Genomic DNA, 25,292 nt, shown 5'->3' with positions numbered 1-25,292 from the left:
AGCGTGGTCTTGCCGTGGTCGACGTGACCGATCGTGCCGATGTTGCAGTGCGGTTTGCCGCGCTCAAACTTTTCCTTTGCCATCTTTCCAGACGTCTCACCTCTAGGGGGTCGACTGCGACCCGGTTTCGCATCGCGGGCCGTTTATTGGGTCGGGAGCGGAAAATCAAGCGTCTGTTGATATCTGCAGCCTCAAAGCCGCGCTAAATCGGTCACGCTTTCGCGCGCCCGGCCCTCAACCAGCATGTCGCCAGGGCAGAGTCCGCGCCCGAAAAGCCAAGTCCGAGCTCGCCGGAGCCTTCGCCCGGGGCCGAATATCCCGGGGATGACCTGGACGCAGGCCTAGGAGGTTAGCCCCCGTCCGCTACTCCCGGTGCGCGCCCGGCACCCAGAGCACGTCCGCGGTGCCGCCGTCATTGGCCATGCGCGCGGCGCAGAAGAACCAGTCGCTGAGCCGGTTGAGGTATTTCACCGCATGTGTGTTCACCTCCTCCGAAGCCGCCAGCTCAACCGCGCGGCGCTCGGCACGGCGGGCGACGGTGCGACACTGGTGCAGGAAAGCCGAGGCCGGCGAGCCCCCGGGCAGCACGAAGCTGCGCAACGGTTCGAGCTGGGCGGTCATCGCGTCCATCTCCGCCTCGAGCCGTTCGACCTGCGCCTGCGTCACGCGCAGCACCGGGTAGCCGGCCTCGGCGTCGCGCGCCATCTCGGGGCGGCCGAGATCAGAGCCGAGGTCAAAAAGGTCGTTCTGGATCCGCGCCAGCGCTGCGTCGAGCTCCCCCTCCGCATGCAGCCGCGCGAGACCGACCACCGAGTTCAGTTCGTCCACCGTGCCATAGGATTCCACCCGCGCGCAGTATTTCGGCACCCGGGAGCCATCGACCAGCGCGGTGTCGCCCTTGTCGCCGGTGCGGGTGTAGATCTTGTTGAGCACGATCATCGTCAGCTTCTCCGGATAAACACGAACAGCAGGATCAGAAGCACCGCGACGAATTGCGCGATGATGCGCCAGCGCATGGCCTTGTTGGCGTATTTCTTGTTGAAGGCCCCGCCCTTGGCAAAGGAACCGATGCCGAAGAGCAGGATGCCCACGACCGCCATCATCACGACGGCCACGACCAGAAACAGCGGATCCTTCTGCATTGCGCAGCCTCCCTATCCTCTTTGCCCCCACATAGCCGGTTCGGGCCCAAAAGCGAAGCCGGCGCGGCTGCGACCTTAGCGCGCCACCCGTCGCGGCGCCTTCGTCACCGGGCGCGGGCGATCAGCGCGTCGAGCAGCCGGGTCGGCAACAGGCGGCGCAGGGTGCCCATGATGTGCGTCGCGGTGGTCACGTAGTAGCGCGGCGCCGGGTGGTCGCTCTCGAGCGCGAGGATGAGCTTCTCGGTGACCGCCGAGCCCGGCAGCTCGAAGGTGTCCGGCTGGCCGCCCGATGGTGCGTAGAGCCGCTTCAGCAGAGAGCGCTCGTATTGCGTGCGGCGCGGGCTGGCCTGCCAGTCCACCCAGCGTTCGAAATGCGGAACAGAATTGGCGCGGATGCGTGAGGTGATCGGGCCGGGCTCGAGCAGGATCACCTTGATCGGCGTGTCCGACATCTCGAGGCGCAGCACGTCCGTCAGCCCCTCCAGCGCGTGCTTGGTCGAGACATAGGCACCGCGCCAGGGCATCGGCACGAGTCCCAGCACCGAGGAGCAGTTGATGATGCGACCGTGGCCCTGCGCCCGCATCACCGGGATCACCATGCGGGTGAGCGTGTGCCAGCCAAAAAGGTTGACCTCGAAGATCTCGCGCAGCGCGCCGGTGGGCAGGTCTTCCAGCGCCCCGGGTGCGGCATAGGCGCCGTTGTTATAGAGCGCGTCGAGCGTGCCGCCTGTCGCCGCCAGCACCTCGGCCAGCGCCTGCGCCATCGACGCCTCGTCGGTGTAGTCGAGCCGCGGGCTCTCGAAGCCCATGAGCCGCATGCGGGCGCAATCCCCCTCGCGCCGACAACTGGCGAAAACGCGCCAGCCGCGGGCGCGAAGACCTCGGGCGGCAGCTTCGCCGATGCCCGAGGAACAGCCGGTGATGAGAATGGTTTTCCGCGGGGTCCCTGCCCCACCCTGCGCCTCTGTCTGCGCCATCATGCCTGCCCTGCCGTGCTGCCTTGCCTATTTATTGCAGGCATAGGCGAGCCAGCGGCGGGCTGCAATCGGCCGCCGGGTTCTGCGGCCGGGCCTGGCGCCGCTCAGTTGGCGGCGCTCAGATAGGCGTCATACATCCAGCCGGCGGTGCCGCCTTGGGCCTGGAGCTTCACCCAGCCGTCGCCGGGGTCCGAGAGCACCTCGACCTTGGCACCTTCGGCGAGCTGCCCGACGACAGAGTAACCGGTGCCGGGTCCGTGGCGCAGGTTGACCCGCGTGCCGGTGACGCGGCGCAGGTCCGCGGAGATCGCATCAGTCGCAGCGGCGGTGGCGACCGCAGGCGTGGCAACCGCGGTTTCCGGCTCGAAGCTGGCCGAGATCGGCTGCGCGGGGACCGCGGCGAGCGACACGTCGATCGCCCCCGCCGACACCTTGGTCACCGCGGGCTGCGGCGAATCGGGGGCGGAAATATCGGCCAGCGAGGCGGTGCTGGCGCGGGTGACCTCCGGGGCGGTCTGCGCGCTGGCGATCGAAGCCGAGGCCGCACGCGGCGCCGCCGGGCTGGTGAAGCCCCAGGCAAGCAGGTTGGGAAGTTCGACGGAGTGCGCCCCGGGCTCGAAATTCGCGCCGCCGGACAATGCGTACCAGGCCCAGCCGAGCGCGGCAAAGGTCGTGACCATCAGACTTTTCATGCTGAAATCTCCCGTACAGGAAAGGGCTGGGTGAAAAGGGCCGCAAACGCGCCGCTCAAATACTCGGCGCCATACACACCATAGTTGATTTCAGCGTCTCGGATAAGCGGAATTCGGGAAATTTGGCGCCCTGGCTGATTTCCCGCTGGGGATCGCTTGCCCGCGCTTTTCAGCGCGGGTATCACAATATGCATGAATGATATCGTCGATGACCCCAACATGAACCCTCGTAACGTGGCAGAAACTCTGCGCCGGGCGATCGGCGAGCGCTATCTGACTTATGCTCTTTCGACGATCATGAACCGGGCGCTGCCAGACGCCCGCGACGGGCTTAAACCCGTGCATCGTCGTATCCTTTATGCAATGCGCCGGCTGCGACTTAGTTCCACCGGGGGCTTTCTGAAGTCGGCAAAAATCTCCGGCGACACCATGGGGGACTTCCACCCGCACGGCGACGCTGCGATCTACGACGCCATGGCCCGCCTCGCGCAGGATTTCACCATCCGCTACCCGCTGGTCGACGGTCAGGGCAACTTCGGCAACATCGACGGCGACAACCCGGCGGCCTCGCGCTACACCGAGGCGCGGATGACCATCATGGCCGAGGCGCTGCTGCAGGGTCTCGACGAGGACGCGGTCGATTACCGCCCGAACTACGACGGCCGCCTTGAAGAGCCTGTCGTGCTGCCCGCCTCCTACCCCAACCTGCTCGCCAATGGATCGAGCGGCATCGCGGTGGGCATGGCGACCAACATCCCGCCGCACAACATCGGCGAGCTGATCGACGCCTGTCTGCATCTCATCAAGTCGCCGAACGCGGCGGACGAGACGCTGCTGAACTACGTGCCCGGCCCCGATTTCCCCACCGGCGGGGTGATCGTCGAGCCGCGCGCCAACATCGCCCAGGCCTATGCGACGGGCCGCGGCTCGATCCGCCTGCGCGCCAAGTGGGAGGTCGAGGACCTTGGCCGCGGCATGTGGCAGGCCGTGGTCACCGAGATCCCCTATCAGGTGCAGAAGTCCAAGCTGGTCGAGCGGCTGGCCGAGCTGATCCAGACCAAGAAGGTCCCGATCCTCGCCGACATCCGCGACGAGAGCGCCGAGGACATCCGCATGGTGCTCGAGCCGAAGACCAAGAACGTCGATCCCGACGTTCTGATGAACATGCTGTTCCGTAACTCGGACCTCGAGATCCGCTTCTCGCTGAACATGAACGTGCTGATCGACGGGGTGACGCCGAAGGTCTGCTCGCTGAAGGAGGTGCTGCGCGCCTTCCTCGACTTCCGGCGCGACGTGCTCTGCCGCCGCTCGCGGCACCGGATGGAAAAGATCGACCATCGCCTCGAGGTGCTCGAGGGCCTGATCATCGCCTTCCTCAATCTCGACCGCGTCATCGACATCATTCGCTACGACGAGGACCCCAAGGCCGCGCTGATGCGCGAGGACTGGGGCCGGAAGACAGCTCGGGCGACATCCGAGGCCGATTACGTCTCTCCTGCTTCTGTGTCGGGCGAGGAATTCGGCCTCACCGAGGTGCAGACCGAGGCCATCCTCAACATGCGCCTGCGCAGCTTGCGCAAGCTCGAAGAAATGGAGCTGGTCGCCGAACGCGACCAGCTGATGGAGGAGCGCGCCGGGCTCGAGGACTTGCTGGCCAGCGAAGAGCTGCAGTGGAAGACCATCTCGAGCGAGCTGCGCGACGTGAAGAAGGCCTTCACCAAGGGGCTTGACCGCGGCGCCCGTCTGACCGGCTTCGCCGAGGCGGGCGAGGTCGAGGACGTGCCACTGGAAGCGATGATCGAGCGTGAGCCGATCACCGTGGTCTGCTCGCAGATGGGATGGATCCGCGCGATGAAGGGCCATATCGACCTCGGCTCCGAGCTGAAGTTCAAGGACGGCGACGGCCCGCGCTTCATCTTCCACGCCGAGACCACGGACCGGCTGCTGGTCTTCGGCTCGAACGGGCGGTTCTACACGCTTTCGGCGGCCAACTTGCCCGGGGGGCGCGGCATGGGCGAGCCGCTGCGTCTGATGGTCGATCTCCCCAACGAAGCGCAGATCATCGACATCTTCAGCCACGTCCCGGACCGCAAGCTGCTGCTCGCCTCCTCCGCCGGGGATGGCTTCCTGGTGCCCGAGGCCGACGTGCTGGCCCAGACCCGCACCGGCCGCCAGGTGCTCAACGTGCGCGACGACGTGATCGCCAAGGTCTGCAAACCGGTGCAGGGCGATGCCGTCGCCGTGGTCGGCGAGAACCGCAAGGTGCTGGTCTTCATGCTCGACGAGCTGCCCGAAATGGGCCGCGGCAAGGGCGTGCGCCTGCAGAAATACAAGGATGGCGGCCTGTCGGACATCACCACCTTCACGCTGGCCGACGGTCTCAGCTGGAAGGACCCGGCGGGGCGCACCCGCACCGAGACGGACCTCAGCGAGTGGATTGCCAAGCGTGCCACCGCGGGCCGCATGGCGCCGCGGGGCTTCCCGAGGAACAACACCTTCACCTGATCCGCAAAGGGCCGCCTCCGGGCGGCCCTTCTGCTTCGTCAGCCCGCCCGCAGACACCCCCTCGAATCATGCGCAGAGCGAGGTTCCGCCGGCCACCAGAACCTGCGCGAGGAACCGGAACGTGGTCGCCTAATTTTCAGGCACTCGGCGAAATCGCCCTGAATGCGTTTCCGACCCTTCGAATTTCCGCCGCGACATGCCACCGCGTCAGAGGCCATGACCTCGCGAAAACGCAGCGTCCTTTTGCTGCGCTTGCGCAAATTGTCTCTGTTTCCCCAGCGTTCACTTCGCTATCACCCCACGGGAGAATACGAAGTGCCGCGTCCCGCGCGGCGAAACCAAGGGAGAGATCCGCTCATGAAGGTGCTTGTGCCCGTGAAGCGCGTGATCGACTACAACGTGAAAGTCCGCGTGAAAGCGGATGGCACGGGCGTCGATCTTGCCAACGTCAAGATGTCGATGAACCCCTTCGACGAGATCGCCGTCGAAGAGGCGATCCGTCTCAAGGAGGCCGGCAAGGCCGAGGAGGTCGTCGTCGTCTCCATCGGCGTGAAGCAGAGCCAGGAAACCCTGCGCACCGCGCTGGCCATGGGCGCCGACCGCGCGATCCTGGTGACCGCCGCCGAGGACGTGCATACCGACATCGAGCCGCTCGCGGTCGCAAAGATCCTCGCCAAGATCGTCGAGGAAGAGGCGCCGGGGCTCGTCATCATGGGCAAACAGGCGATCGACAACGACATGAACGCCACCGGCCAGATGCTGGCGGGCCTTCTGGGCTGGGCGCAGGCGACCTATGCCAACAAGCTCGACATCGAGGGCGATGCCGCCACCGTGGCGCGCGAAGTGGACGGCGGTCTGCAGACCATCAAGGTCGCCCTGCCCGCCATCATCACCGCCGACCTGCGCCTCAACGAGCCGCGCTATGCCTCGCTGCCGAACATCATGAAGGCCAAGAAGAAGCCGCTCGACGAGAAGATCGCCGCCGATTTCGGCGTCGATGTCTCGCCGCGCCTCGAGATCGTCAAGACCTCGGAGCCCGCAGAGCGCGCCGCCGGCATCAAGGTGGGCTCGGTCGACGAGCTCGTGGCGAAACTGAAAGACGCGGGGGCTCTCTGATGGCTGTTCTCCTTCTTGCTGAAATCAACGACGGTGCCCTGGCGCTGGACGCCACCGCCAAGGCCGTGAACGCGGCCGCGAAACTGGGCGAGGTCACGGTTCTGGCCGCCGGTGCTTCGGCTGCCGCAGCCGCCGAGGAAGCCGCCAAGATCGACGGTGTCGCCAAGGTGCTGGTCGCCGAGGACGCGCTCTACGGCCACCGCCTGGCCGAGCCGGTCGCAGCGCTGATCGTGTCGCTGGCGGGCGATTTCAGCCACATCGTTGCCCCGGCCACGACCGATGCGAAGAACATCCTGCCGCGCGTCGCCGCGCTGCTCGACGCGATGATCCTGACCGATGTGACCGCCGTGGTCGACGCCGACACCTTCGAGCGCCCGATCTACGCCGGCAACGCCATCCAGACGGTGAAATCGAAGGATGAAAAGAAGGTCATCACCTTCCGGACCTCTACCTTCGAAGCCGCAGGCACCGGCGGTTCGGCCGCAGTCGAGACCATCGGCGCGGGGGACAACCCGGCCCTGTCCGAATGGGTCGAGGACAAGATGGCCGAGAGTGACCGCCCCGAGCTGACTTCGGCGAAGATCGTCGTGTCGGGCGGCCGCGGCGTCGGCTCGGAAGAGGACTTCGCGATGATCGCGAAGCTCGCCGACAAGCTCCGCGCCGCCGTGGGGGCCTCGCGCGCCGCAGTGGATTCGGGCTTTGCGCCGAACGACTGGCAGGTTGGCCAGACCGGCAAGGTCGTCGCGCCGGACCTCTACATCGCGGTCGGCATCTCGGGCGCGATCCAGCACCTCGCGGGCATGAAGGACTCCAAGGTGATCGTGGCGATCAACAAGGACGAAGAGGCGCCGATCTTCCAGGTCGCCGACTTCGGCCTCGTCGCCGACCTCTTCAGCGCGGTGCCGGAGCTGACTGACAAGGTCTGAGCCCCGCGCAGACGGATAGCGAAAGGCCCGCCCTCGCCGGCGGGCCTTTTCATTTCAGAACAGAAGTTTGGCCAACATCCAGAGACCCATGGCAATCATCGCGAGGTTCTCGGTCAGCGACACGAAGCCCAGCGGCACGTTGCTGCCGCCGCCGACGCAGGCGCATTTGAGCTCGCGCTTGTCGACATAGACCGCCTTGATGACCGAGACCGCGCCGATTGTGCCGATGACCAGCGCCACAGGGGCCGCGAGCCAGGTCAGCACCCCCGCAAGCATCAGCAGGCCCGCGCCGCTTTCGGCAAACGGGTAGACATAGCCATAGCGGACATGGCGCTGCGCCAGAAGGTCGTAGTTCAGGAACATGGTCTGAAAACTCTCGACATGCTGCAGCTTCTGAAGACCGAGCAGCACCATGCCGAAGGCGATGAACCACTCGATCACCCGCCACGAAAACAGCGTGCCCAGCACAAGCCAGCTCAGCGCCAGCGCCATCAGGAAGGCTACAGCGAAGATCGCGATGACCGGGCGGTAGGAAGTAGCCTCCGGGTCGCGCACAGGCTTGCCGAAGTGTCGGCGCACATCCTCGTAGCCGCCGATCCTGTCGCCGTCGATGAAGGTCTGCGGCGTCGTCTCTACACCGTGCTCGCGCTGGAAGGCCTGGGTCTCTTCCTTGGTGCGGAGCGGGTGATCATGCACCTCGTAGCCCTCGCGCTCCAGAAGGTCCTTTGTCTTCAGACCCCAGGGACACAGGTGTTTCGGCATGACCATCCGGTAGAGTTCTGCTTGGCGTGTCTCGTCCTTCGGCATGGGAATCTCCGTCTTCTGTCGCGATCCCAACGCGCACGAAGCGCACTCGTTGCGTAGACCCTTGCGCCGCACGCCCGTGCAGCAACGCACCTGCGGTGTGCGCCTGGGGGGATTGTCCCTGCGCCATACGAGCGTAGGTAAGAGCGCAAGGAACGGCCATCTCCCTCCCCGGCCGCCCACTCCCACATGACCGCAGAAGGACAGCTCCCATGTCTCTTAAAGTGAAGATCATCCTCGGCTCCACCCGCCCCGGCCGCATCGTCCCGATCGTCGGCAAGTGGGTCGAAGAACTCGCCCGCGAGCAGAACGGCTTCGACGTCGAAGTCGTCGACCTCAAGGAAATCGACCTGCCGCTGCTCGACGAGGCCGGCCACCCGCGCGCCCAGGCCTACGAGCACGAGCACACGAAGAAATGGGCCGCCAAGATCGCCGAGGCCGATGCCTTTGTCTTCCTGACCCCGGAATACAACAGCTTCCCCTCGGCCGCGCTGGTCAACGCCATCCAGGCGCTCGCGGTGGAATGGGAGCGCAAGGTCGCGGCCGTGGTCAGCTACGGTGGCGTCTCGGGCGGCATGCGCGCCGCGCAAGAGCTGCGCCAGCTGCTGGTCAACATGAACGTCATGGCGCTGCCGCAGTCGGTGCCGGTGCCCTTCGTGTTCAACTTCATTGGCGACGACGGCGTGCTGCGCCCCGAACAGCCCGTGGTGGACGGCCTCAAGGGCATGTTCAACGAGCTGGCCGTCTGGGGCGAGGCGCTGAAGCCCTCGCGCGCGCAGGCCGCCTGATCCGCCGGGCGAGCTCGAGCAGACAGCGAAACGCCCGGTCATCGACCGGGCGTTTTCTTTTGGCTCGTCGGCGCGCGACTTGCGCTCAGGTCGACACCTGCTCGCGCAGGATCGAGGCGGTCAGCGAGATCATCAGGTAGATACCGGAGAAGATCAGGAAGGCGAGGATCGTGTTCTCGAAGGCGCGCGGGTAGCTCGGGTCCTCCGAGGCCACCGGCTCGACGGAAGTGGTCAGGTAGCGCGCCTGGCTCTCGGCATCGCGCCGCGCCTGTTCGAGCCGCTCGAGCGCGGTCTGCAGCATCAGGTCACGCGTGGCGAGATCGGCCTGCGCGAGCTGGATCTGCACCGCCTTCTCGGCCAGCGAATCCTCCCCCGTGGTGGCGCTGGTCATCTGCGCATTGAGATCGACGAGCAGCGCCTCGAGCCGCCGCACGTCGCCCTGCGCCCCCTCGACACGGCTGCTGTTGGGCCGCGCGTTGTCGAGCAGTGCCTGCAGGGTCAGCTGCTTCTCCTGCAGCTGCACCTCGACGTTGCTGATCTGGGTGCGCAGCGAGGCGATGCGGCCCTCCGGGTCGATCACCGAGCCCTGCTGCTGCAGGCGCACGAGTTTCTCCTGCGCCTCCTGCCGGTCGGCCTGCGCCTCTTCGAGTCCGACCTCGGCATCCGTTACCGCGTTGGAGCGCTTGCGCAGCGACAGGTTGTCGACGCGGGTCTCGGCGTAGCTGATCAGCGCCCGGCTGAAGCGCGCGGCGGTCTCGGGGTCGGCGGCCTGCACCTCCATCTTCACCACGCCCTCAGTCGGGTCGTAGCCGATCTCGATGTTGCGCTTGTAGATGCCGTAGGCCTCCTCGTTGGAGGCCCCATCGTCCAGCCGCTGCAACGGGTCGATCCGCGCCTGCTGGTAATGCGCCTTGAACCCCTCGTCGCGGTCGAGCCGCAGCATGGCGTCCTTGGACATAAGGTAGCTCTGCACCGCGATGGCATCCTGGTTCGTGGCGAACTGCGTCCCGGAGAAGAGGCTGCCCATGGACGAAGCGGAATTCTCGGCCTTGAGGATGAGGAACTCGGACTTGGTGGCATACATCGGTGTCGCCAACACGTAGAAGTAGTAGCCCGCCAGCACCGTCGGCAGCATCACGAAAAAGGCCAGCCGGCCGAGCAGCATCATCTGCTTCTTGCGGCGGCGCTTGGCCAGCTCCTGCTGGATTTTCATGATCTCGGCGGCGCGGCGCTCGGCGGGGCTGGCGGTCTCGGTAGACGGCAACTGGCTCTTGGGCGCCACAGGCTCCGGCAACCCCTCGCTGCCTGTGGGCAGCGCCGGCAGCCCGGCGCCCGATCTCTTGCCGCCGCCGCTTCCGCCCGTCTCGGGCACCACCAACTCAAGCATCGAGCTGCGCTGGAACGGATCGATGCCCCGCGCCCGCAGCATGCGCACCGCGTCGAGATCGGAGGCCGGCTCGAAGCCGTTCTTCTGCGCCACCCGCCGGGCGAGGCGCAGCTGGCGCCCGGTCAGCCCCTCGGCCCGGATCGCGTCAAGATCGGCGGCCCCGGCGGCAGGGTTCGGTGACGCTGCGGCCGTGCCGGGTGTCTTGTCCTGTGCAGCGGCGCGACCGGGTGAAGTGGACGTCGGGCGCGGCTCCGACTGCGGCGCGGCGGCGACCTGCCCCGGTTCGGGGCGGCGGATGCGGAACTTCTTAGCCTTGGGTTTCGTAGTCATAGAGCCGTTTCGCTTCTTCCAAGGTGTCAAACTGGTGCAGCTTCCCGTCCATCAGGACCGCCGCCTTGCTGGCAAATTTTTCGAGGATCGCGGGCTGGTGCGAGACGATCACGATGGTGGTGGTGCGCAGACGCTCGGCGAGGATCTCGCCGGCCTTGCGGTTGAACTCGACATCGGTCGAACTCGGCATCCCCTCGTCGATGAGGTAAATGTCGAAGTCCAGCGCCAGCATCAGCGAGAAGGTGAACCGCGCCTTCATCCCCGACGAATATGTGCCGATCGGCTGGTCGAAATACTCGCCGAGCCCGCAGAGCCAGCGGCAGAAGGCCTCGACGTACTCGGGATCGAGCCCGTACATGCGCGCAATGAAACGCGCGTTCTCGCGGGCCGAGATCTTCGACACCACGCCGCCCATGAAGCCAAGCGGGAAGGACACGCGCGAGGTCCGGCGGATCTCGCCCTCGTCGGGTTTCTCGAGTCCGGCCATCATGCGAATAAGGGTGGTCTTGCCGGTGCCGTTCGGGGCGAGAATGCCGATGCTCTCGCCGACGGTGACCTGAAAGGACACGCGATCAAGGATCACCTTGCGGCGCTCCCCGGTCCAGAAGGACTTGCTGACCATATCGAACTCAATCATCACCCGACCCCCTTCACAGGGCCAACATACTCCGGCCCCCGGGATGCGTGACGGATATTTGGCGAATTAGGTCACATTATGGCCAAATTTTGAAACATCCTCCCCCTCCGCAGCCCACCATCTCCGATGCGCGGATAGTCGTGCCCACCTGCGTGATCGCGCGACCGTCGCGCCACTGGCAGGCCGATTCCCCTGGACCTATCTCTTCCGCATGACCGAGCGCCTGAGCCCCCTCCGAGACAGCATCTCCGCCTGCCGCCTTTGCGCCGCGCGGTTTGCTGCCACCGCCACCCGGCACAGCCCGCGGCCGGTGCCCTGGTTCCGCCCCGGCGCGCGGCTGCTGATCGCAGGACAGGCGCCCGGGATGCGGGTGCACAAATCCGGCAGGCCCTTCGACGACCCCTCCGGCGACCGGCTGCGTGATTGGCTGGGCCTGTCGAAAGAGGAATTCTGGGACCAGAGCCGCGTCGCCATCGTGCCCATGGCCTTCTGCTTTCCGGGCTATGACGCCAAGGGCTCCGACCTGCCGCCCCCGCCGATTTGCCGCGCCACCTGGCACGACGCGCTTTTCGAGGCGCTCGGCCCTCTGCCGCTGCGGCTCTACATCGGCGGCCCTGCGCAACGCTACCATCTCGGCAGCAGGACCGGCGTCACCGAGACGGTGGCCAATTGGCGCGCCCACCTTCCCCACGCTCTGCCCTTGCCCCACCCGTCCTGGCGCAATACGGGTTGGCTCAAACGCAATCCGTGGTTCGAGGCCGAGCTCCTGCCCGTCCTGCGCGCCCGTGTCCGCGAGGTTCTGACATGACGATCACACCGCTCGATGCCGCGCTCAGCGCGATGGAGGCCGCCCCCGAGGATGACAACGCCCGCCTGCGCTTCTACGAGCGCCTGGCCGACGGCGAACTCTTCCTGCTGCTCACCCGCGAGATCGATGGCGACCAGATTGAGCCCGAGCTCTTCGACCTCGGCGACGCCCGCTTCGTGCTGGTCTTCGACCGCGAGGAACGGCTGTCGCAATTCGTCGGCCGTGCCGCGCCCTATGCCGCCCTTTCGGGCCGCGCCGTGGCCAACATGCTGGCCGGCCAGGGCATCGGCTTGGCAGTGAACATCGAGGTCTCCGAGGCCTCCACCCTGCTGCCCGCCGAAGCCGTGGACTGGCTGGCCGAAACCCTCGGCCATGGGCCCCGCGAAGAGGCCGCCCGGATCGAGGAAGTCACCAAGCCCGGCGGCCTGCCCGAGGCGCTGCTCGCGGCGCTCGACACCAAGCTCGCCACCGCGGCTGGCTTTGCCCGCTGCGCCTGGCTCGCCGGGGCGCGCTACGAGGGTGGCGGCCGTGGACACATCCTCGCCTTCGCTGGCGCGGTGCCCGGCGCAGAGGATGCGCTGGCGCGCGCGGTGAACGAGGCGCTGGTCTTCTCGGGCATCGAGGCCGGGGCGCTCGACGTTCTCTTCCTGCGCGACAGCGACGAGCTGGCGGCCAGCCTGACCCGGGTCGGCCTGCGGTTTGATCTGCCCGAGATCGAAGAGCCCGCGCGCATCGAGCGCATCGCCCCCGGATCCGACCCCGACAGCCCGCCGATCCTGCGCTGAGCGGAACGCGCTAGAGCCCCAAGTCCTCGCGCAGCGTCGGCAGCGTGTCGCCCAAGGCCGGCGTCGCCTCCCAGACGCCGCGCGCGATTGCGCGGGCCAGGCAAAGGCTCGCCGCGTGGCCGATCTGCGCCAGCTGCAGCGCCGGCTCGGCAAGCGGCACGCGGCCCGTGGAGCAGGCAAACACAAGGTCCCCGTCCATCGGCGAATGCGCCGGCAGGATGGCCCGGCCGATGCCATCCTGTGCGGCCACGGCGATGCGGTGCGCCTGCGCCTTGTCGATCTGCGCGTCCGTGGCGACCACCGCGATCGTGGTGTTCCCCAGCGCTGCCATCGCCCCCAACTTGCGGCTCTCGGGCATGTCCTGAAAGCCCGCTGCCGGCTCCGGCCCGAGCCCGCCGAATTCCGCCCCGATCTCGAAGGGTGCCGACCAGAAGTGCCGCCCCGATGGCGTGGTCACGCTGCCCATCGGGTTCACAGCCACCAGCGCGCCGACGGTGATCCCGCCCTCGAGCACCAGCGACGCCGAGCCCAGCCCGCCCTTGTGTTGCGCAGTCTGCGCGCCGCAGCCTGCGCCGCGAGAGCCGAGCTTGAAGCTGCTGCCGACATTGGCGAGCGCCTGCCGCCCGAGCCCGGGATAGGGATTTACGCCCCAGCGCTTATCGCCCCCGTTGAGCAGGTCGAAAAGGATCGCCGCCGGCACAATGGGGACCCGCGCCGAAAAGACCTCGAAGCCCCGCCCCTCCTCGTGCAGCGCATCCATCACCCCCTGCGCCGCCGCCAGCCCGAAGGCACTGCCACCCGAAAGCACCAGCGCATCGACCCCAGGTGCGGATTTGTCAGGCGCCAAGAGGTCGGTCTCGCGGGTGCCGGGCGCGCCGCCCATGACCGAGACCGAGGCGACCATCGGCGCCGCGGCGGTCACCACGGAGACGCCGGATTTCAGAAAGGAATCCTCGGCATTGCCGACCCGCAGGCCAGGAACGTCGGTAATCAGGTTGAGAGGGCCGGGTCGCATGAGTCCACTCCTTGCAGCCACATCTTTATATTTTGCTGCACTGCGGCAAAAAACAAGGGCGCCCACTGGTGCAGGCGCCTTTGCGCATATTCAGACCCCATGAAGGCGTTGGTCCGCCAAGTCGCCGAGAGCAGCCTGAAGTCCCGTCTTCTTCTCTCTTCCACATACCCCGGGGGAGACGAGGCACAGCCGGCGGCGGGGGGAGCCCCCACGGTGCGTCCCTCAAATGCAGCGCCCCCCGTCCACCTCCATGCAGACCCCGGTCACCAAGGACGCCTCGTCCGAGCAGAGGTAGAGCGCGGCATTGGCAAGGTCCTCGGGGGTCGAGAACCGCCCCATCGGGATGGTCGAGAGGAACTTGGCGCGCATCTCGGGCGTGTCCTCGCCCATGAAGCTCTTCAGAAGCGGGGTGTCGCCCGCCACCGGGTTCAGTGCATTGACCCGCACGCCGAAGGGCGCGAGCTCGATCGCCATGGCCCGCGTCGCGGTGATCATCCAGCCCTTCGAGGCGTTGTACCAATTGAGCTTCGGTCGCGGCGAGACGCCTGCTGTCGAGGCGACATTGAGGATCGCTCCCGCGCCGCGCGCCTTCATCCCAGCCACCAGCGCGCGGGCCGTCAGGTAGACCGACTTGCAGTTCACCGCCATGACCCGGTCGAAATCCGCCTCGCTGATGTCTTCCATGAAGCCCGGCAGGTGGGTCACCCCGGCGTTGTTCACAAGGATATCGACCCGCCCGAGCTCGGCGCCGGCGCGCAGCGTCATCTCCTCGACCGACGCCCCGTCGGCCACGTTCACTTGATGCGCGATGCCGCCGAATTCCGAAGCCACCGCCTCGGCGCCCTCCATGTTGATGTCGGCGACCATCACCCGCGCGCCCTCTGCCGCGAAGCGCCGCGCGATGCCCGCACCGAAGCCCGATCCCGCGCCGGTCACGATGGCGGTTTTTCCCGAAAGTCTCATGCCTGTCTCCTCCCTCATCACTTCACGTGCCACGCTCAGCCGTGATGCGCCGCCACCGTCTTCAGAACCGAGAAGCCGTAGAGCGCCTCGAACCCCTTCTCCCGCCCGTGGCCGGATTTGCCGACCCCGCCGAAAGGCAGCTCGACCCCGCCCCCCGCGCCGTAATTGTTGAGAAACACCTGCCCGGCCTTCAGCTTCCTTGCGAGGCGCATCTGCCGCGCGCCGTCGCGGGTCCAGACGCTGGCGACCAGCCCGTAGGCGGTGCCATTGGCGATGCGCAGCGCTTCCTCTTCGTCCTCGAAGGGGATGACCACCTGAACCGGGCCAAAGATCTCGTCCTGCGCCAGCGCGTGCTCCGCCGGGACCGGGCCATAAAGACAGGGGGCGACGTAATGCCCGCCCTCGGGCAACCCCTCGGCCAACCGCGCCCGCGCCAGAACCGGCAGGTCTGCACCCTGCTCCAGGAACCCCTCGACGCGGCGCTTCTGGGCGGCATTGATCAGCGGGCCGATGTCGCGATCCTCCATGGCGGGGCCGACGAGTTTGGCCTCGTAGGCGGCCGCCATGCGGGCCATCACCTCATCGAGGATCTCCCGCTGCACGAGGATGCGCGAGGAGGCCGAGCAGGTCTGCCCGGCGTTTTGCAACCCGGCATTCACCAGGAAAGGCAGCGCCGCATCGAGATCGGCATCGGCAAACACCAGCTGCGGCGACTTGCCCCCCAGCTCCAGCGTCACCGGGATCACGTTGTCCGCGGCCGCGCGCTGCACCGCGGCGCCGGTGGCGACCGAGCCGGTGAAACTCATGTGCTGCACGCCCGGGTGGGATGACAGCGCCGCGCCCGCCTCGGACCCAAGCCCCGGCACCACGTTGAGCGCCCCCGCCGGCAGCCCCGCCTGCTGCGCCAGATCGGCGAAATGCAGGGCGGTCAGGCAGGCGTCCTCGGCCGGTTTCAGCACGCAGGCATTGCCCATGGCGAGCGCCGCACCGACCGAGCGGCCGATGATCTGCATCGGGTAGTTCCAAGGCACGATATGGCCGGTCACCCCATGCGGCTCGCGCAGGGTGTAGACGGTGTAGCCATCGAGGTAGGGAATGGTCTCGCCGTGGATCTTGTCCGCCGCGCCGCCATAGAACTCGCAGTAGCGCGCCAGCGCCACCGCGTCGGCGCGCGCCTGGCCCAGCGGCTTGCCCACGTCCTGAGCCTCGATACGGCCGAGCAGGTCGACATTCTCGAGCACGAGCACCCCGATGCGGGTGAGGATGCGCCCACGCTCCAGCGCGGTCATCGCCCCCCATTCACCGTCCAGCGCGGCCTGCGCCGCCGTCACGGCCGCGTCGATCTCGGCCTTGCCACCCCGGGCGATGCGCCCGATCTCCGCGCCCGTTGACGGATCGCTCAGCGGTAGCGTGTCCGCGGTTTCGCGCCATGTGCCGCCAATGAGCACGCGGGCGCTGTCAAAGGGGCTTCCCTCCGGCATCGTCCTCTCCTCCCTTCTCCGGCGCCGGAAGTCTCGGCGCCGCCTCCATGAGAGATTTGGTATACCAGTGCCGGGGATTGTCAAACACCTCGGCCGTCGCGCCGTGTTCGACGATCTCGCCCTCGCGCATGACCAAAACCCGGTCAGTGACCCCGCGCACCACCGAAAGATCGTGGCTGACAAAAAGATAGCCGAGGCCCCTTGTGCGCGACAGCTCGGCCACAAGGTCGAGGATCTGCGCGCGCACCCGCACATCGAGCGCCGAGACCGCCTCGTCGAAGATCACCAGCTCGGGCTCGATGATCAGCGCGCGGGCGATGGCGATGCGCTGGCGCTGGCCGCCCGAGAAGGCATGGATCGGGGCCTCGGCGTGCTCGGGCTTCAGCCCTACGGCAGTGAGCGCCCCGGCGATCGCGGCCTGCCGCGCCGCGCCCTTCGGCGGATCGGGCAGAAGATGGAAGGGTTCGGCGATGATCCGGCCGACGCTGTGGCGCGGGTTGAACGAGCCGTAGGGATCCTGAAAAACCACCTGCACCCGGCGCCGGATGTCTGGGTCCGGCTTGCCATGCGAAAGGATCGGTCTGCCACCCAAGGTGATCGTCCCCGCCTGCAGCGGCTCGAGCCCGAGGATCGCGCGGGCGAGCGTCGACTTGCCGCAGCCCGACTCGCCCACCAGCCCGACCCGCTCGCCCCGGCGGATGTCGAAGCTGACGCCCTTCACCGCGCGGAACTGGCCGCGCGGGGCAAGGAGGCTCTTGCGCGGCAGGGGATAGTCACGAACCGCCTCCTGCACGCTGAGCAGGGGCTCGCCGGAGGGGATCGGGGCCAGCGCCGCCTGGTGGCGCGAGGCCTCGAAGAGCTGGCGGGTGTAGGGGTGGCGCTGTTCCGAGAGGACCTGCGCCGTCGGCCCCTGCTCGACGATCCGGCCCGCGTTCATCACCGCGATGCGATCAGCCATGCCCGCCACCACGGCAAGGTCATGGGTGATCATCAGCATCCCCATCCCCTCTTCGCGCACCAGACCGGTGAGCAGCTCAAGGATCTGCGCCTGGGTGGTCACGTCGAGCGCGGTGGTCGGCTCGTCGGCGATCAGCAGCTTCGGCCGCAGCGCGATGGCCATGGCGATGCCGACCCGCTGGCGCTGCCCGCCCGAGAGCTCGTGCGGGTAGCGGCTGGGCGGAATGCGCGCGGGGTCGAGCCCGACGCGGGCCATGACCTCGGCGGCGCGGGCGCGGGCGGCGGCGCGGGGCATCGCCTTGTGGATCAGGATGGTTTCCATCACCTGGTCCCCGATCCGCTGGACCGGGTTGAGCGCGGTCATCGGCTCCTGGAAGACCATCCCCACCTCGCGGCCCCTCAGGGCGCAGAGGTCCCGCTCGGGCAAGGTCAGCAGGTCACGGCCCGCGAGAAGCAGCCTGCCGGAGGTCTCGGCCCGGTCCGGCAGCAATCCGATGGCAGCAAGCGCGGTCATCGACTTGCCCGAGCCCGACTCGCCGGTGAGCGCGAGGATCTCGCCCTGCGGAAGAGACAGGGACACATCCTGCAGGATCGCGGCGCCGCCGATGGAGAGGCTGAGCCCCTTGACCTGCAGCAGCGCCTCTGGCGCTTGCCGGACCGGGGGCTCTGCCCCCGGACCCCCGGGATAGGTTTGCCTAGAAGAAAGTCTCATGCGCGGGAGGGCCTCAGGCGGGGATCGAGGGCGTCGCGCAGCCCGTCGCCGAGCAGGTTGAGGCCGAGCACCGTCAGCAGGATCGCGAGGCCGGGCACGATGGCCACATGCGGCGCGAGCGCCACCATGGTCTGCGCGTCGGCCAGCATCCGGCCCCAGCTCGGCACCGGCGGCTGGGCGCCGAGGCCGACGTAGGAAAGACCCGCCTCGGCGAGGATGCCGAGCGAAAACTGGATGGTGCCCTGGACGATCAGGAGGTTGGCGAGGTTGGGCAGGATGTGCTCGACGCTGATCCGCGGCGCGCCCTTGCCCGCGACGCGGGCGGCAAGGATGAACTCGCGCCGCCAGAAGCTGAGCGCCGCGCCGCGAGTGAGCCGGGCGAAGACCGGGATGTTGAAGATACCGATGGCAAGGATGGCGTTGAGCGCTCCGGGGCCGAAGATGGCGGTGATCAGGATGGCGATGACCAAAGAGGGGAAGGCGAAGATGAGATCGTTGGTGCGCATCACCAGCTCGTCGAGCCAGCCTCCCTGCCTTGCGGCGGCGGAGAGCCCCAGCGGCACGCCGAGCCCCATGCCGAGCCCCACCGCCACCAGCGCCACCGCCAGCGAGGTGCGCGCGCCGGTCATCACCATGCTCAGCATGTCTCGGCCGAGGTGGTCGGTGCCCAGCAGATGCGCCGTCGAGGGCGGCTGCAGCCGCGCGGCGATGTTCACCGCCTCGACATCGCCCGGGGTCCAGGCAAAGGAGAGCAGCGCCGCGAGGGTGAAGACCAACGTCAGCAGCGCGCCGAGGATCAGGGTGGGTCTCATCTCGCGCGCCTCAATCTCGGATCGGCGATGGCATAGGCCATGTCCGTGAGGAAGTTCACCGCGATCACCGCGAAGACCAGCAGCATGACGACGCTCTCGACCACGATCAGGTCGCGCTGGGTGATCGACTGGAAGATCAGCCGGCCGAGGCCGGGCAGAAAGAACACCTGTTCGATGATGATCGCCCCCGCCAGCAGGAAGGAGAACTGCAGCCCGAGGATGGTCAGCACCGGGATGAGCGCGTTGCGCAAACCGTGCCGCCAGAGCGCCTGCCTGCGGGACAGGCCCTTGGCGCGCGCGGTGCGGATGAAATCCTCCGACAAGATATCGATCAGCGAGGAGCGCATGACCCGGGCCAGGATTGCCGCCTGCGGCAGCGCCAACGCCACCGCCGGCAAGGTCAACGATTTCAGTGCCAGAAGCGGGGACTCCCAGCCGGGAAAACCGCCGGCGCTGAACCAGCGCAGCTTCAGCGCGAAGAGCAGCACCAGCAGCATCGCGAACCAGAAGTTGGGGATGGCGATGCCGAGCTGCGTCGCCCCGATCACCGCCGCGTCTCCCGCCCTGCCCCGGCGGGCGGCGGCGAAGATGCCCGCAGGCAGCGCGATCAGCGTCGAGAGCCCCAGCGCGTAGAGCGCCAGCGGCAGCGAGACGGTGATGCGCTCGGCGACCATCTCGGCCACCGGCGTGCGGTAGGTGTAGGAGGTGCCGAAGTCACCGCTTAGCATGCCGCCGAGCCAGGCAAGGTAACGCTGCCATTTCGGCAGGTCGAGGCCAAGCTCGGCCCGCAGCGCCGCCACCGTGTCGGGCTGCGCGTTCATGCCAAGCATGTAGCTGGCCGGATCGCCGGGGGCGACCTCGACCACCAGGAAGATGACCAGCGACGCAACCAGCAAGGAAACCGCCAGCGAGGTCAGACGTTTGAGCGCGTAGCCTAGCATGGCGTCACGTTAGGCGCAGGCCGCGGCGCGGTCCAGACGCTCAATGCTGGATCAGCTCCAGCGGGTCGTAGCCGAAGCCCCTGCCCCAGGCCACATGCGCCAGGCTGCTCGGCTTGAAGCGCAGCCCCTCCATCTCGGCGCGGGTGACGAAGCGGCGCTCGGTCACCACGCCTTCGGGGTCCTGCCAGTCGGCGTCGAGTGTGCCGCTGGCGATCCGGCAACGAAAGAAGATCTCGACCTGGTGGAAGCCGCTTGCGGGGTCGTGGAACTCGTTCACCAGGCAGGGCGGGCCGACGGTGATCTCGAGCCCGGTCTCCTCGCGCAACTCGCGAGCGAGGTTCTCGGGCAGCGAGGACCCGGGCTCGATGCCGCCGCCGGGGGCGCACCAGAGGTCGCTCCTGCCGCCGGGCCAGGCGTTGACCAGCAGCAGCCGGTCCTCGTGCAGCAGCACGGCGCGGGCGGCGAGGCGGGGGGACTTCAGCATTGGCTTCCCTTCGGGCGTGTCCTTTTGCCCCTTTCATAGGGCTGGGTGGGCGCGTATCTCAAGCGCCGACCCAGCCCTGCCCCTTCAGGGCCCGACGAAAGGCCCCAACCCGTGCTCGACCTGACCCTTCAGAATGCCCCCGTCCTGCGCCCCGAGGGCTGGAGCGACGCGCCGCTGTCCCTCCACGATGGCCGCCTCGGCGGCGGCGGCGGCAGGGCCGTGGACCTCGCGGGCTTCGAGGTGCTGCCGGGCATTGTCGACGCCCATGGCGACGGCTTCGAGCGCCACATGGCCCCGCGCCGGGGCGCGCTGCGCGAGCGTGCGTCGGGGGTGCAGGCCTGCGCCGCCGAGCTGGCGGCCTGCGGCATCACCACCGCTGCGTTGGCGCAGTTCTGGTCCTGGGAAGGCGGGATGCGCGGACCGGAGTTCGCCGAAGAGGTCTTTGCCGCCGTCACCGAGGTCGCGCCCACAGTGCCCGTGGACCTCCGCCTGCAACTGCGGCTCGAGACGCATTTCCTCGATGGATTTGCCGGAGCCGAGGAGGCGATTGCGCGCTGGGGCATCTCCTACGTCGTGTTCAACGACCACCTGCCGCACCAGCGGCTGGCCGAGGGGCGCAAGCCGCCGCGGCTCACCGGGCAGGCGCTGAAAAGCGGCCGCAGCCCCGAGGCGCATCTGGCGCTGATGATGGGGCTGCACGACCGGGGGGCCGAAGTGCCGACGGCGCTGGACGGGCTCTGCGCGCGGCTGGCGGCGCGCGGCGTGACCATGGGCAGCCACGACGACCGCACCGCCGAGGGCCGTGCCGGCTGGCGGGCGCGCGGCGTGCGCGTCTCGGAGTTCCCCGAGACGGTCGAGGCGGCACAGGCGGCGCGCGCGGCCGGCGAATTCATCGTGCTGGGGGCGCCCAACGTGGTGCGCGGGGCGAGCCATGCGGGCAACGTCTCGGCGCTGGAGCTGGTGGGGCTGGGGCTTTGCGACGCGCTGGCCTCGGACTATCACTACCCCGCCCCGGCACGTGCCGCGTGGCGCTGTGTCGAGCTGGGGCTTCTGGACGAGGTCGCGGCGTGGAAACTGGTGTCGGAAGGGCCCGCGCGGCTCTTGGGGCTCACCGACCGGGGCCGGATCGAGGACGGGCTGCGCGCCGACCTGATCATCCGCGAGCAGGACACGCGCCGCATCGTGGCGACGATTGCCGGGGGCCGCGTGGCCTACATGAGCGGGGATGTGGCCGGGCGCTTCATAGGTTGAAGCGCCCGCGACAGATCAGCCGCCGCGCACGATGCGGTTGACGTGGCCCATCTTGCGGCCGGGCTTGGCCTCGGCCTTGCCGTAAAGGTGCAGCGCGGTGTCGGCCTCGCGCAGCAGCTCGGGCACCCGGTCCATATCGTCGCCGATCAGGTTTTCCATCTGAACGTCCGAATGGCGCCCGCCATCGCCCAGCGGCAGGCCGGCCACGGCGCGGATGTGCTGCTCGAACTGGTCCACGCTGCAGCCGTTCTGCGTCCAGTGGCCGGAGTTGTGCACCCTCGGCGCGATCTCGTTGACCACCAGCCCGTCGGCGCAGACGAAGAGCTCGACCCCCATCACGCCCACGTAGTCGAGCGCGTTGAGGATACGGCCCGCCAGCAGGATCGCGTCCTGCTGGTGCGCCGGGGTCAGCCGCGCAGGAACGGTTGTGGTGCGCAGGATGCCGTCGCGGTGGACATTCTCGCCGGGATCGAAACAGGCGACCTCGCCGCTCGTGCCACGCGCCGCGATCACCGAGACCTCGTGGCTGAACTCGACGAACCCCTCGAGGATCGCCGGGGCGCCGTTCATCGCGTCGAACGCATCGGCGGCGTCATCCTTCGACAGGATGCGGGCCTGCCCCTTGCCGTCGTAGCCGAAGCGGCGGGTCTTGAGGATGGCCGGCGCGCCGATCAGCTCGAGCGCGTTGTTCAGGTCGACCTCGGTGTCGACGGCGGCAAAGGGCGCGGTGCGCAGGCCGAGACCCGACAGGAACTCCTTTTCGGTCATCCGGTCCTGGCTCACCCGCAGCGCCTCGCGCCCCGGGCGGATCGGGCGCAGCGCCTGCAACGTGTCGAGCGCCTCGGTGGGGATGTTCTCGAACTCGTAGGTCACCACGTCCACCGCTTCGGCAAACCGGGTCAGCGCCGCCTTGTCCTCGTAGGAGGCGGTAGTCACCGCGTGGGCGACATGGCCGGCGGGCGGCTCGGCGCCCGGCTCGAAGACATGCGTGCGGTAGCCGAGGCGGCTGGCGGCCACCGAGAGCATCCGTCCCAGCTGTCCGCCGCCGAGAATGCCGATGGTTGCACCTTGGGGAAGAGCGTCAGACATGGGGGCCTCCGTTGCTGGGGTCGGGTTTCGCCGCTTTTCCTGCGGATTGGCGCGGCTTGCAACACCCCTTTGTGTGACGCGGGGACGGACTGCGCCACAGAGGGCGCACCCGGCCCATCTGCGCGGGCCGGGATCAGACCGGGGTCAGTCCCGCACCGGCTCGTCGGGGATCGAGTCCGACAGCGCCTGGCGCCAGGCGTCCAGCCGCTCGGCCAGCGCCGGATCCTGCAGCGCGAGGATGCCCGCCGCCATCAGACCCGCATTGGCCGCGCCCGCCGCGCCGATCGCCATGGTCGCCACCGGGAAACCGCGCGGCATCTGCAGGATGGAATAGAGGCTGTCGACGCCCGACAGCGCCCGCGTCTGCACCGGCACGCCGATCACTGGCACGCGCGTCTTGGAGGCCATCATGCCCGGCAGATGCGCCGCGCCCCCGGCCCCGGCGATGATCACCTGCAGCCCGCGCCCGGCGGCTTCCTTGCCATAGGTCCAGAGCCGGTCCGGCGTGCGGTGCGCCGAGACGATCTTGACCTCATGGGCCACGCCCAGCTCGTCGAGCATCTGCGCCGCTTCCTGCATCGTGGGCCAGTCCGACTGGCTGCCCATGATGATGCCGACCTTCACCTGTTCCGTCATGTCCGGGCCTCTTTCGCCTGCGGGATCCGCCTTTGGACCCGCCTTGTGGAGGCGGCACTATAGCCACGTCGCCCCGGGTGTCCATGGCGCAGCGGGCGTTTGCGCGCGGGCTGGGCGACGGGCGAATAGTCGCGCCTTCGCGGCCGCGTCCGGGCCCTGCGGGTTTGGCCCCTCGCCCCTCCCGTGCCATGGTAGCCCAACAGCGGAAGGGAGAATGCCATGAAGGTGGGAATCGTGGGCGCGGGCATGGTCGGCTCGGCGGCGGGCTACGCTCTGGCCCTGCGCGGCGGCGCGAGCGAGATCGTCCTGGTGGACAAGAGCGCGGCGCTGGCCCGGGCCCAGGCCGAGGACATCGCCCACGCGGTGCCCTTCGCCCATCCCTGCCAGGTGCGCTCCGGCGGCTACGAACGGCTCGAAGGTGCGGCGATCGTGATCCTCGCCGCAGGGGTGGCGCAGAAGCCCGGAGAAAGCCGCCTGAGCCTTTTGTCGCGCAACGCCGAGGTCTTTGCCCAGGTGATCGAAGGGGTGCAGAAAGCCGCCCCCGGGGCCATGCTGCTCGTCGCCTCCAACCCGGTCGACGTGATGACCGAGGTGGCCCTGCGCGCCTCGGGTCTGCCCGCCGGGCAGGTGATCGGCTCGGGCACCATCCTCGACACCGCGCGCTTTCGCTGGTTGCTGGCCGATCACCTCGGCATCGCGGCGCAATCGGTACATGCTTACGTGCTCGGCGAGCACGGCGATTCAGAGGTGCTGGGCTGGAGCTCGGCCCGGGCCGGGGCGCTCACCGTCAGCGAATTCGCCGAGCAGGTCGACGCGCCGATCACCCCCGAAATCCGCGCCGGCATCGATGAGGCGGTGCGCCGCGCCGCCTATCGCATCATCCAGGGCAAGGGCGCGACCTGGTACGGCATCGGCGCAGGGCTCGCCCGGATCGTGCAGGCGGTGCGCGACGACCAGCGGGCGGTGCTCTCGGTCTCGGTGGTCACGCCGCGGGTGCAGGGGGTCGAGGAAGTGGCGCTCAGCCTGCCCCGCGTGGTCGGCGCGGGCGGGGTGCTGACGACGCTGACCCCCGATCTCGATCCGTCCGAGGCGGCGGCGCTGCGCGCCTCGGCGGAGATGCTCAAGGAAACCGCGCTGGGTATCCACTAGGGGGCGCGAGGACCCCTCGGGGCGGTCTCGCGCTCCCGACAAGCCGCGCTCAGGCGCGGCCGTAGGCTTCCGCCATGGCGATTTGCAGGGCTTCCTTGGCGCTCTTGCCGGCCCAGTTGATCAGCTGGAAGCAGGGGTAGTAGCGCTCCGAGGTCATCACCGCCGCGCCGATCATCGTGTCGATCTGCTCGGCGCTGGCCACCTGACCCCCGGCGAGCACCAGCCCATAGCGGTAGACCATCAGCTTGGATTCCGCCCAGTAGCAGAAAGCCCCTGCCCAGCACTGGTCATTGACCGCGTTGAGACCGGCATAGAGTTCGGGCAGCGAGTCCTTTGGCGGCTCCATCTCGAAGCTGCAGATCATCCGCAACGTCTCGTCGTAGGGCGACCATGCGAGGGTGATCGAATAGGTGCGCCACTGCCCCTCGACCGCCATGGCGATTTGATCTTCGCCGACGCGGTCGAAATCCCAGTCGTTGGTCTCGGCAAGGGTCTCGACGATGTCGATGGGGTGCAGCTCTTCGCTCAGAAAGTCTTCGGACAGTGCCATGCGCCACCTCTTATGGTTGTAGCTTCGGGGCTTGGCAGAGCCCCGCGTGCTAGGTGCCTGCTCGTAGAGATGTTGGGGGTGAACCCTCGTCTCTTACCATATATCGTGCCTGTGGCCCGCACCTTCTGTAAAGCGAAATGTTCGTGACGCACTCAATAAGTTGTGGAACGATCTGTTATTTACTCAACATGCAGACTCACTGATTGTGGGCAACTCCGGGGAGTCCGCAGGGGGGCGGACTCAAGGTTCCGAGTCTTTTCAGCAGCCTGACTCGCGCTTCAGGCCTGTGGATGAAATCGGAGAAACGCGTGCGCAATTGAGGACAATTCTCGCAGGAAATCTGTCCCGGAATTCG

Annotated in this window: 26 protein-coding genes; 8 read left to right on the top strand and 18 right to left on the bottom strand. The window is 68.0% G+C overall.

Going from position 1 to position 25,292, the window contains the following annotated elements; genetic code table 11:
- From G0D83_RS31800 to G0D83_RS31780, 5 genes are all read right to left on the bottom strand, one after another.
- Window positions 1-83: GTP-binding protein (locus G0D83_RS31800; RefSeq protein ID WP_235939862.1), on the bottom strand; the 83-nt coding region annotated here is incomplete at its 3' end.
- Window positions 84-363: 280 nt separating this feature from the next.
- Entirely contained in the window at window positions 364-939 is a 576-nt protein-coding gene (locus G0D83_RS31795; protein ID WP_164198680.1) for a cob(I)yrinic acid a,c-diamide adenosyltransferase, read from the bottom strand.
- Between the two features lie 2 nt (window positions 940-941).
- Window positions 942-1,142 (bottom strand): twin transmembrane helix small protein, encoded by a 201-nt coding sequence (locus G0D83_RS31790; RefSeq protein WP_108967216.1) that lies wholly within the window; start codon window positions 1,140-1,142, stop codon window positions 942-944.
- Between the two features lie 104 nt (window positions 1,143-1,246).
- The gene (locus G0D83_RS31785) at window positions 1,247-2,122 is read right to left on the bottom strand and encodes an SDR family NAD(P)-dependent oxidoreductase (RefSeq protein WP_235939848.1); all 876 of its coding nucleotides are present in this window, start codon (window positions 2,120-2,122) and stop codon (window positions 1,247-1,249) included.
- 101 nt (window positions 2,123-2,223) lie between these two features.
- Window positions 2,224-2,811 carry an SH3 domain-containing protein gene (locus tag G0D83_RS31780; protein ID WP_164198679.1) on the bottom strand — a complete coding sequence of 196 codons (588 nt, stop codon included), beginning with the start codon at window positions 2,809-2,811 and terminating at the stop codon, window positions 2,224-2,226.
- A 192-nt stretch (window positions 2,812-3,003) separates the two neighbouring features.
- Between G0D83_RS31780 and G0D83_RS31775 the strand changes: the two genes are divergently transcribed.
- The 3 genes from G0D83_RS31775 to G0D83_RS31765 all read left to right on the top strand — a co-directional run bounded on the left by G0D83_RS31775 (window position 3,004) and on the right by G0D83_RS31765 (window position 7,358).
- Complete coding sequence (locus G0D83_RS31775) at window positions 3,004-5,316, top strand: DNA topoisomerase IV subunit A (RefSeq protein ID WP_164198678.1); 2,313 nt, start codon at window positions 3,004-3,006, stop codon at window positions 5,314-5,316.
- Window positions 5,317-5,673: 357 nt separating this feature from the next.
- Entirely contained in the window at window positions 5,674-6,432 is a 759-nt protein-coding gene (locus G0D83_RS31770; protein WP_164198677.1) for an electron transfer flavoprotein subunit beta/FixA family protein, read from the top strand.
- Window positions 6,432-7,358, top strand: a complete 927-nt coding sequence (locus tag G0D83_RS31765) for an electron transfer flavoprotein subunit alpha/FixB family protein (RefSeq protein ID WP_164198676.1) — start codon at window positions 6,432-6,434, stop codon at window positions 7,356-7,358. Before G0D83_RS31770 ends, G0D83_RS31765 begins: the two co-directional genes overlap by 1 nt.
- Before the next feature lie 54 nt (window positions 7,359-7,412).
- On the opposite strand, the gene G0D83_RS31760 is transcribed toward G0D83_RS31765, so the two are convergent.
- Window positions 7,413-8,165: a glutaredoxin family protein gene (locus G0D83_RS31760; protein ID WP_164198675.1), complete on the bottom strand. Its 753-nt coding sequence runs from the start codon at window positions 8,163-8,165 to the stop codon at window positions 7,413-7,415.
- Window positions 8,166-8,374: 209 nt separating this feature from the next.
- Here G0D83_RS31760 and G0D83_RS31755 point away from each other — a divergent pair, with 209 nt between their 5' ends.
- A complete protein-coding gene (locus G0D83_RS31755) occupies window positions 8,375-8,950 on the top strand; it encodes an NADPH-dependent FMN reductase (RefSeq protein ID WP_164198674.1) in 576 nt (191 codons plus the stop codon).
- 85 nt (window positions 8,951-9,035) lie between these two features.
- Here the strand turns inward: G0D83_RS31755 and G0D83_RS31750 are convergent, their stop codons facing one another.
- Window positions 9,036-10,667, bottom strand: coding sequence for a capsule biosynthesis protein (locus G0D83_RS31750; protein WP_164198673.1), 1,632 nt, complete (start codon window positions 10,665-10,667; stop codon window positions 9,036-9,038).
- Window positions 10,645-11,304: an ABC transporter ATP-binding protein gene (locus G0D83_RS31745; RefSeq protein ID WP_092426167.1), complete on the bottom strand. Its 660-nt coding sequence runs from the start codon at window positions 11,302-11,304 to the stop codon at window positions 10,645-10,647. Before G0D83_RS31745 ends, G0D83_RS31750 begins: the two co-directional genes overlap by 23 nt.
- A gap of 211 nt (window positions 11,305-11,515) precedes the next feature.
- Here G0D83_RS31745 and G0D83_RS31740 point away from each other — a divergent pair, with 211 nt between their 5' ends.
- Both G0D83_RS31740 and G0D83_RS31735 read left to right on the top strand, forming a co-directional pair.
- Entirely contained in the window at window positions 11,516-12,112 is a 597-nt protein-coding gene (locus G0D83_RS31740; protein WP_164198672.1) for a uracil-DNA glycosylase family protein, read from the top strand.
- Window positions 12,109-12,897 carry an SseB family protein gene (locus tag G0D83_RS31735; protein ID WP_164198671.1) on the top strand — a complete coding sequence of 263 codons (789 nt, stop codon included), beginning with the start codon at window positions 12,109-12,111 and terminating at the stop codon, window positions 12,895-12,897. Before G0D83_RS31740 ends, G0D83_RS31735 begins: the two co-directional genes overlap by 4 nt.
- Window positions 12,898-12,907: 10 nt before the next feature.
- On the opposite strand, the gene G0D83_RS31730 is transcribed toward G0D83_RS31735, so the two are convergent.
- The 7 genes from G0D83_RS31730 to G0D83_RS31700 form a co-directional block, all read right to left on the bottom strand.
- Complete coding sequence (locus G0D83_RS31730) at window positions 12,908-13,912, bottom strand: P1 family peptidase (protein WP_108967234.1); 1,005 nt, start codon at window positions 13,910-13,912, stop codon at window positions 12,908-12,910.
- Window positions 13,913-14,134: 222 nt separating this feature from the next.
- The gene (locus tag G0D83_RS31725) at window positions 14,135-14,875 is read right to left on the bottom strand and encodes an SDR family oxidoreductase (protein ID WP_164198670.1); all 741 of its coding nucleotides are present in this window, start codon (window positions 14,873-14,875) and stop codon (window positions 14,135-14,137) included.
- A gap of 35 nt (window positions 14,876-14,910) precedes the next feature.
- Entirely contained in the window at window positions 14,911-16,356 is a 1,446-nt protein-coding gene (locus G0D83_RS31720) for an aldehyde dehydrogenase family protein (RefSeq protein WP_164198669.1), read from the bottom strand.
- Window positions 16,334-18,025 (bottom strand): ABC transporter ATP-binding protein, encoded by a 1,692-nt coding sequence (locus tag G0D83_RS31715; RefSeq protein ID WP_164198668.1) that lies wholly within the window; start codon window positions 18,023-18,025, stop codon window positions 16,334-16,336. The genes G0D83_RS31720 and G0D83_RS31715 overlap by 23 nt, the downstream gene beginning before the upstream one ends.
- Entirely contained in the window at window positions 18,022-18,837 is an 816-nt protein-coding gene (locus G0D83_RS31710) for an ABC transporter permease (protein ID WP_164198667.1), read from the bottom strand. Before G0D83_RS31710 ends, G0D83_RS31715 begins: the two co-directional genes overlap by 4 nt.
- A complete protein-coding gene (locus G0D83_RS31705; RefSeq protein ID WP_164198666.1) occupies window positions 18,834-19,778 on the bottom strand; it encodes an ABC transporter permease in 945 nt (314 codons plus the stop codon). Before G0D83_RS31705 ends, G0D83_RS31710 begins: the two co-directional genes overlap by 4 nt.
- A 40-nt stretch (window positions 19,779-19,818) precedes the next feature.
- Window positions 19,819-20,262: an NUDIX hydrolase gene (locus G0D83_RS31700; RefSeq protein ID WP_164198665.1), complete on the bottom strand. Its 444-nt coding sequence runs from the start codon at window positions 20,260-20,262 to the stop codon at window positions 19,819-19,821.
- Between the two features lie 111 nt (window positions 20,263-20,373).
- On the opposite strand from G0D83_RS31700, the gene G0D83_RS31695 reads away from it, so the two are divergent.
- Window positions 20,374-21,513 (top strand): alpha-D-ribose 1-methylphosphonate 5-triphosphate diphosphatase, encoded by a 1,140-nt coding sequence (locus G0D83_RS31695; RefSeq protein ID WP_164198664.1) that lies wholly within the window; start codon window positions 20,374-20,376, stop codon window positions 21,511-21,513.
- Window positions 21,514-21,528: 15 nt separating this feature from the next.
- Here the strand turns inward: G0D83_RS31695 and G0D83_RS31690 are convergent, their stop codons facing one another.
- On the bottom strand, window positions 21,529-22,602 hold the full coding sequence (locus G0D83_RS31690; protein ID WP_164198663.1) for a 5-(carboxyamino)imidazole ribonucleotide synthase: 1,074 nt from the start codon (window positions 22,600-22,602) through the stop codon (window positions 21,529-21,531).
- 144 nt (window positions 22,603-22,746) lie between these two features.
- Window positions 22,747-23,238: a 5-(carboxyamino)imidazole ribonucleotide mutase gene (purE, locus tag G0D83_RS31685; protein ID WP_108967245.1), complete on the bottom strand. Its 492-nt coding sequence runs from the start codon at window positions 23,236-23,238 to the stop codon at window positions 22,747-22,749.
- Window positions 23,239-23,457: 219 nt separating this feature from the next.
- Between purE and G0D83_RS31680 the strand changes: the two genes are divergently transcribed.
- Window positions 23,458-24,387, top strand: a complete 930-nt coding sequence (locus tag G0D83_RS31680) for an L-lactate dehydrogenase (RefSeq protein ID WP_164198662.1) — start codon at window positions 23,458-23,460, stop codon at window positions 24,385-24,387.
- A gap of 49 nt (window positions 24,388-24,436) precedes the next feature.
- Here G0D83_RS31680 and G0D83_RS31675 read toward each other — a convergent pair whose 3' ends face one another.
- Window positions 24,437-24,937 carry a YbjN domain-containing protein gene (locus tag G0D83_RS31675; protein ID WP_108967248.1) on the bottom strand — a complete coding sequence of 167 codons (501 nt, stop codon included), beginning with the start codon at window positions 24,935-24,937 and terminating at the stop codon, window positions 24,437-24,439.
- Window positions 24,938-25,292: the final 355 nt, after the last annotated feature.

The sequence above is a fragment of the Salipiger sp. PrR003 genome, from assembly GCF_010500785.1.
GTDB lineage: Bacteria > Pseudomonadota > Alphaproteobacteria > Rhodobacterales > Rhodobacteraceae > Salipiger > Salipiger pacificus_A.
The sequence above is the reverse complement of the archived record's forward strand: the minus strand, read 5'-3'. Positions and strand labels throughout refer to the sequence as shown.

Excerpts from the sequence above, each read along its gene's own strand:
- G0D83_RS31795 (WP_164198680.1), bottom strand. The coding sequence starts at position 939 with ATGATCGTGCTCAACAAGATCTACACCCGCACCGGCGACAAGGGCGAC.
- G0D83_RS31790 (WP_108967216.1), bottom strand. The coding sequence starts at position 1,142 with ATGCAGAAGGATCCGCTGTTTCTGGTCGTGGCCGTCGTGATGATGGCG.
- G0D83_RS31785 (WP_235939848.1), bottom strand. The coding sequence starts at position 2,122 with ATGATGGCGCAGACAGAGGCGCAGGGTGGGGCAGGGACCCCGCGGAAA.
- G0D83_RS31780 (WP_164198679.1), bottom strand. The coding sequence starts at position 2,811 with ATGAAAAGTCTGATGGTCACGACCTTTGCCGCGCTCGGCTGGGCCTGG.
- G0D83_RS31775 (WP_164198678.1), top strand. The coding sequence starts at position 3,004 with ATGAATGATATCGTCGATGACCCCAACATGAACCCTCGTAACGTGGCA.
- G0D83_RS31770 (WP_164198677.1), top strand. The coding sequence starts at position 5,674 with ATGAAGGTGCTTGTGCCCGTGAAGCGCGTGATCGACTACAACGTGAAA.
- G0D83_RS31765 (WP_164198676.1), top strand. The coding sequence starts at position 6,432 with ATGGCTGTTCTCCTTCTTGCTGAAATCAACGACGGTGCCCTGGCGCTG.
- G0D83_RS31760 (WP_164198675.1), bottom strand. The coding sequence starts at position 8,165 with ATGCCGAAGGACGAGACACGCCAAGCAGAACTCTACCGGATGGTCATG.
- G0D83_RS31755 (WP_164198674.1), top strand. The coding sequence starts at position 8,375 with ATGTCTCTTAAAGTGAAGATCATCCTCGGCTCCACCCGCCCCGGCCGC.
- G0D83_RS31750 (WP_164198673.1), bottom strand. The coding sequence starts at position 10,667 with ATGACTACGAAACCCAAGGCTAAGAAGTTCCGCATCCGCCGCCCCGAA.
- G0D83_RS31745 (WP_092426167.1), bottom strand. The coding sequence starts at position 11,304 with ATGATTGAGTTCGATATGGTCAGCAAGTCCTTCTGGACCGGGGAGCGC.
- G0D83_RS31740 (WP_164198672.1), top strand. The coding sequence starts at position 11,516 with ATGACCGAGCGCCTGAGCCCCCTCCGAGACAGCATCTCCGCCTGCCGC.
- G0D83_RS31735 (WP_164198671.1), top strand. The coding sequence starts at position 12,109 with ATGACGATCACACCGCTCGATGCCGCGCTCAGCGCGATGGAGGCCGCC.
- G0D83_RS31730 (WP_108967234.1), bottom strand. The coding sequence starts at position 13,912 with ATGCGACCCGGCCCTCTCAACCTGATTACCGACGTTCCTGGCCTGCGG.
- G0D83_RS31725 (WP_164198670.1), bottom strand. The coding sequence starts at position 14,875 with ATGAGACTTTCGGGAAAAACCGCCATCGTGACCGGCGCGGGATCGGGC.
- G0D83_RS31720 (WP_164198669.1), bottom strand. The coding sequence starts at position 16,356 with ATGCCGGAGGGAAGCCCCTTTGACAGCGCCCGCGTGCTCATTGGCGGC.
- G0D83_RS31715 (WP_164198668.1), bottom strand. The coding sequence starts at position 18,025 with ATGAGACTTTCTTCTAGGCAAACCTATCCCGGGGGTCCGGGGGCAGAG.
- G0D83_RS31710 (WP_164198667.1), bottom strand. The coding sequence starts at position 18,837 with ATGAGACCCACCCTGATCCTCGGCGCGCTGCTGACGTTGGTCTTCACC.
- G0D83_RS31705 (WP_164198666.1), bottom strand. The coding sequence starts at position 19,778 with ATGCTAGGCTACGCGCTCAAACGTCTGACCTCGCTGGCGGTTTCCTTG.
- G0D83_RS31700 (WP_164198665.1), bottom strand. The coding sequence starts at position 20,262 with ATGCTGAAGTCCCCCCGCCTCGCCGCCCGCGCCGTGCTGCTGCACGAG.
- G0D83_RS31690 (WP_164198663.1), bottom strand. The coding sequence starts at position 22,602 with ATGTCTGACGCTCTTCCCCAAGGTGCAACCATCGGCATTCTCGGCGGC.
- purE (WP_108967245.1), bottom strand. The coding sequence starts at position 23,238 with ATGACGGAACAGGTGAAGGTCGGCATCATCATGGGCAGCCAGTCGGAC.
- G0D83_RS31680 (WP_164198662.1), top strand. The coding sequence starts at position 23,458 with ATGAAGGTGGGAATCGTGGGCGCGGGCATGGTCGGCTCGGCGGCGGGC.
- G0D83_RS31675 (WP_108967248.1), bottom strand. The coding sequence starts at position 24,937 with ATGGCACTGTCCGAAGACTTTCTGAGCGAAGAGCTGCACCCCATCGAC.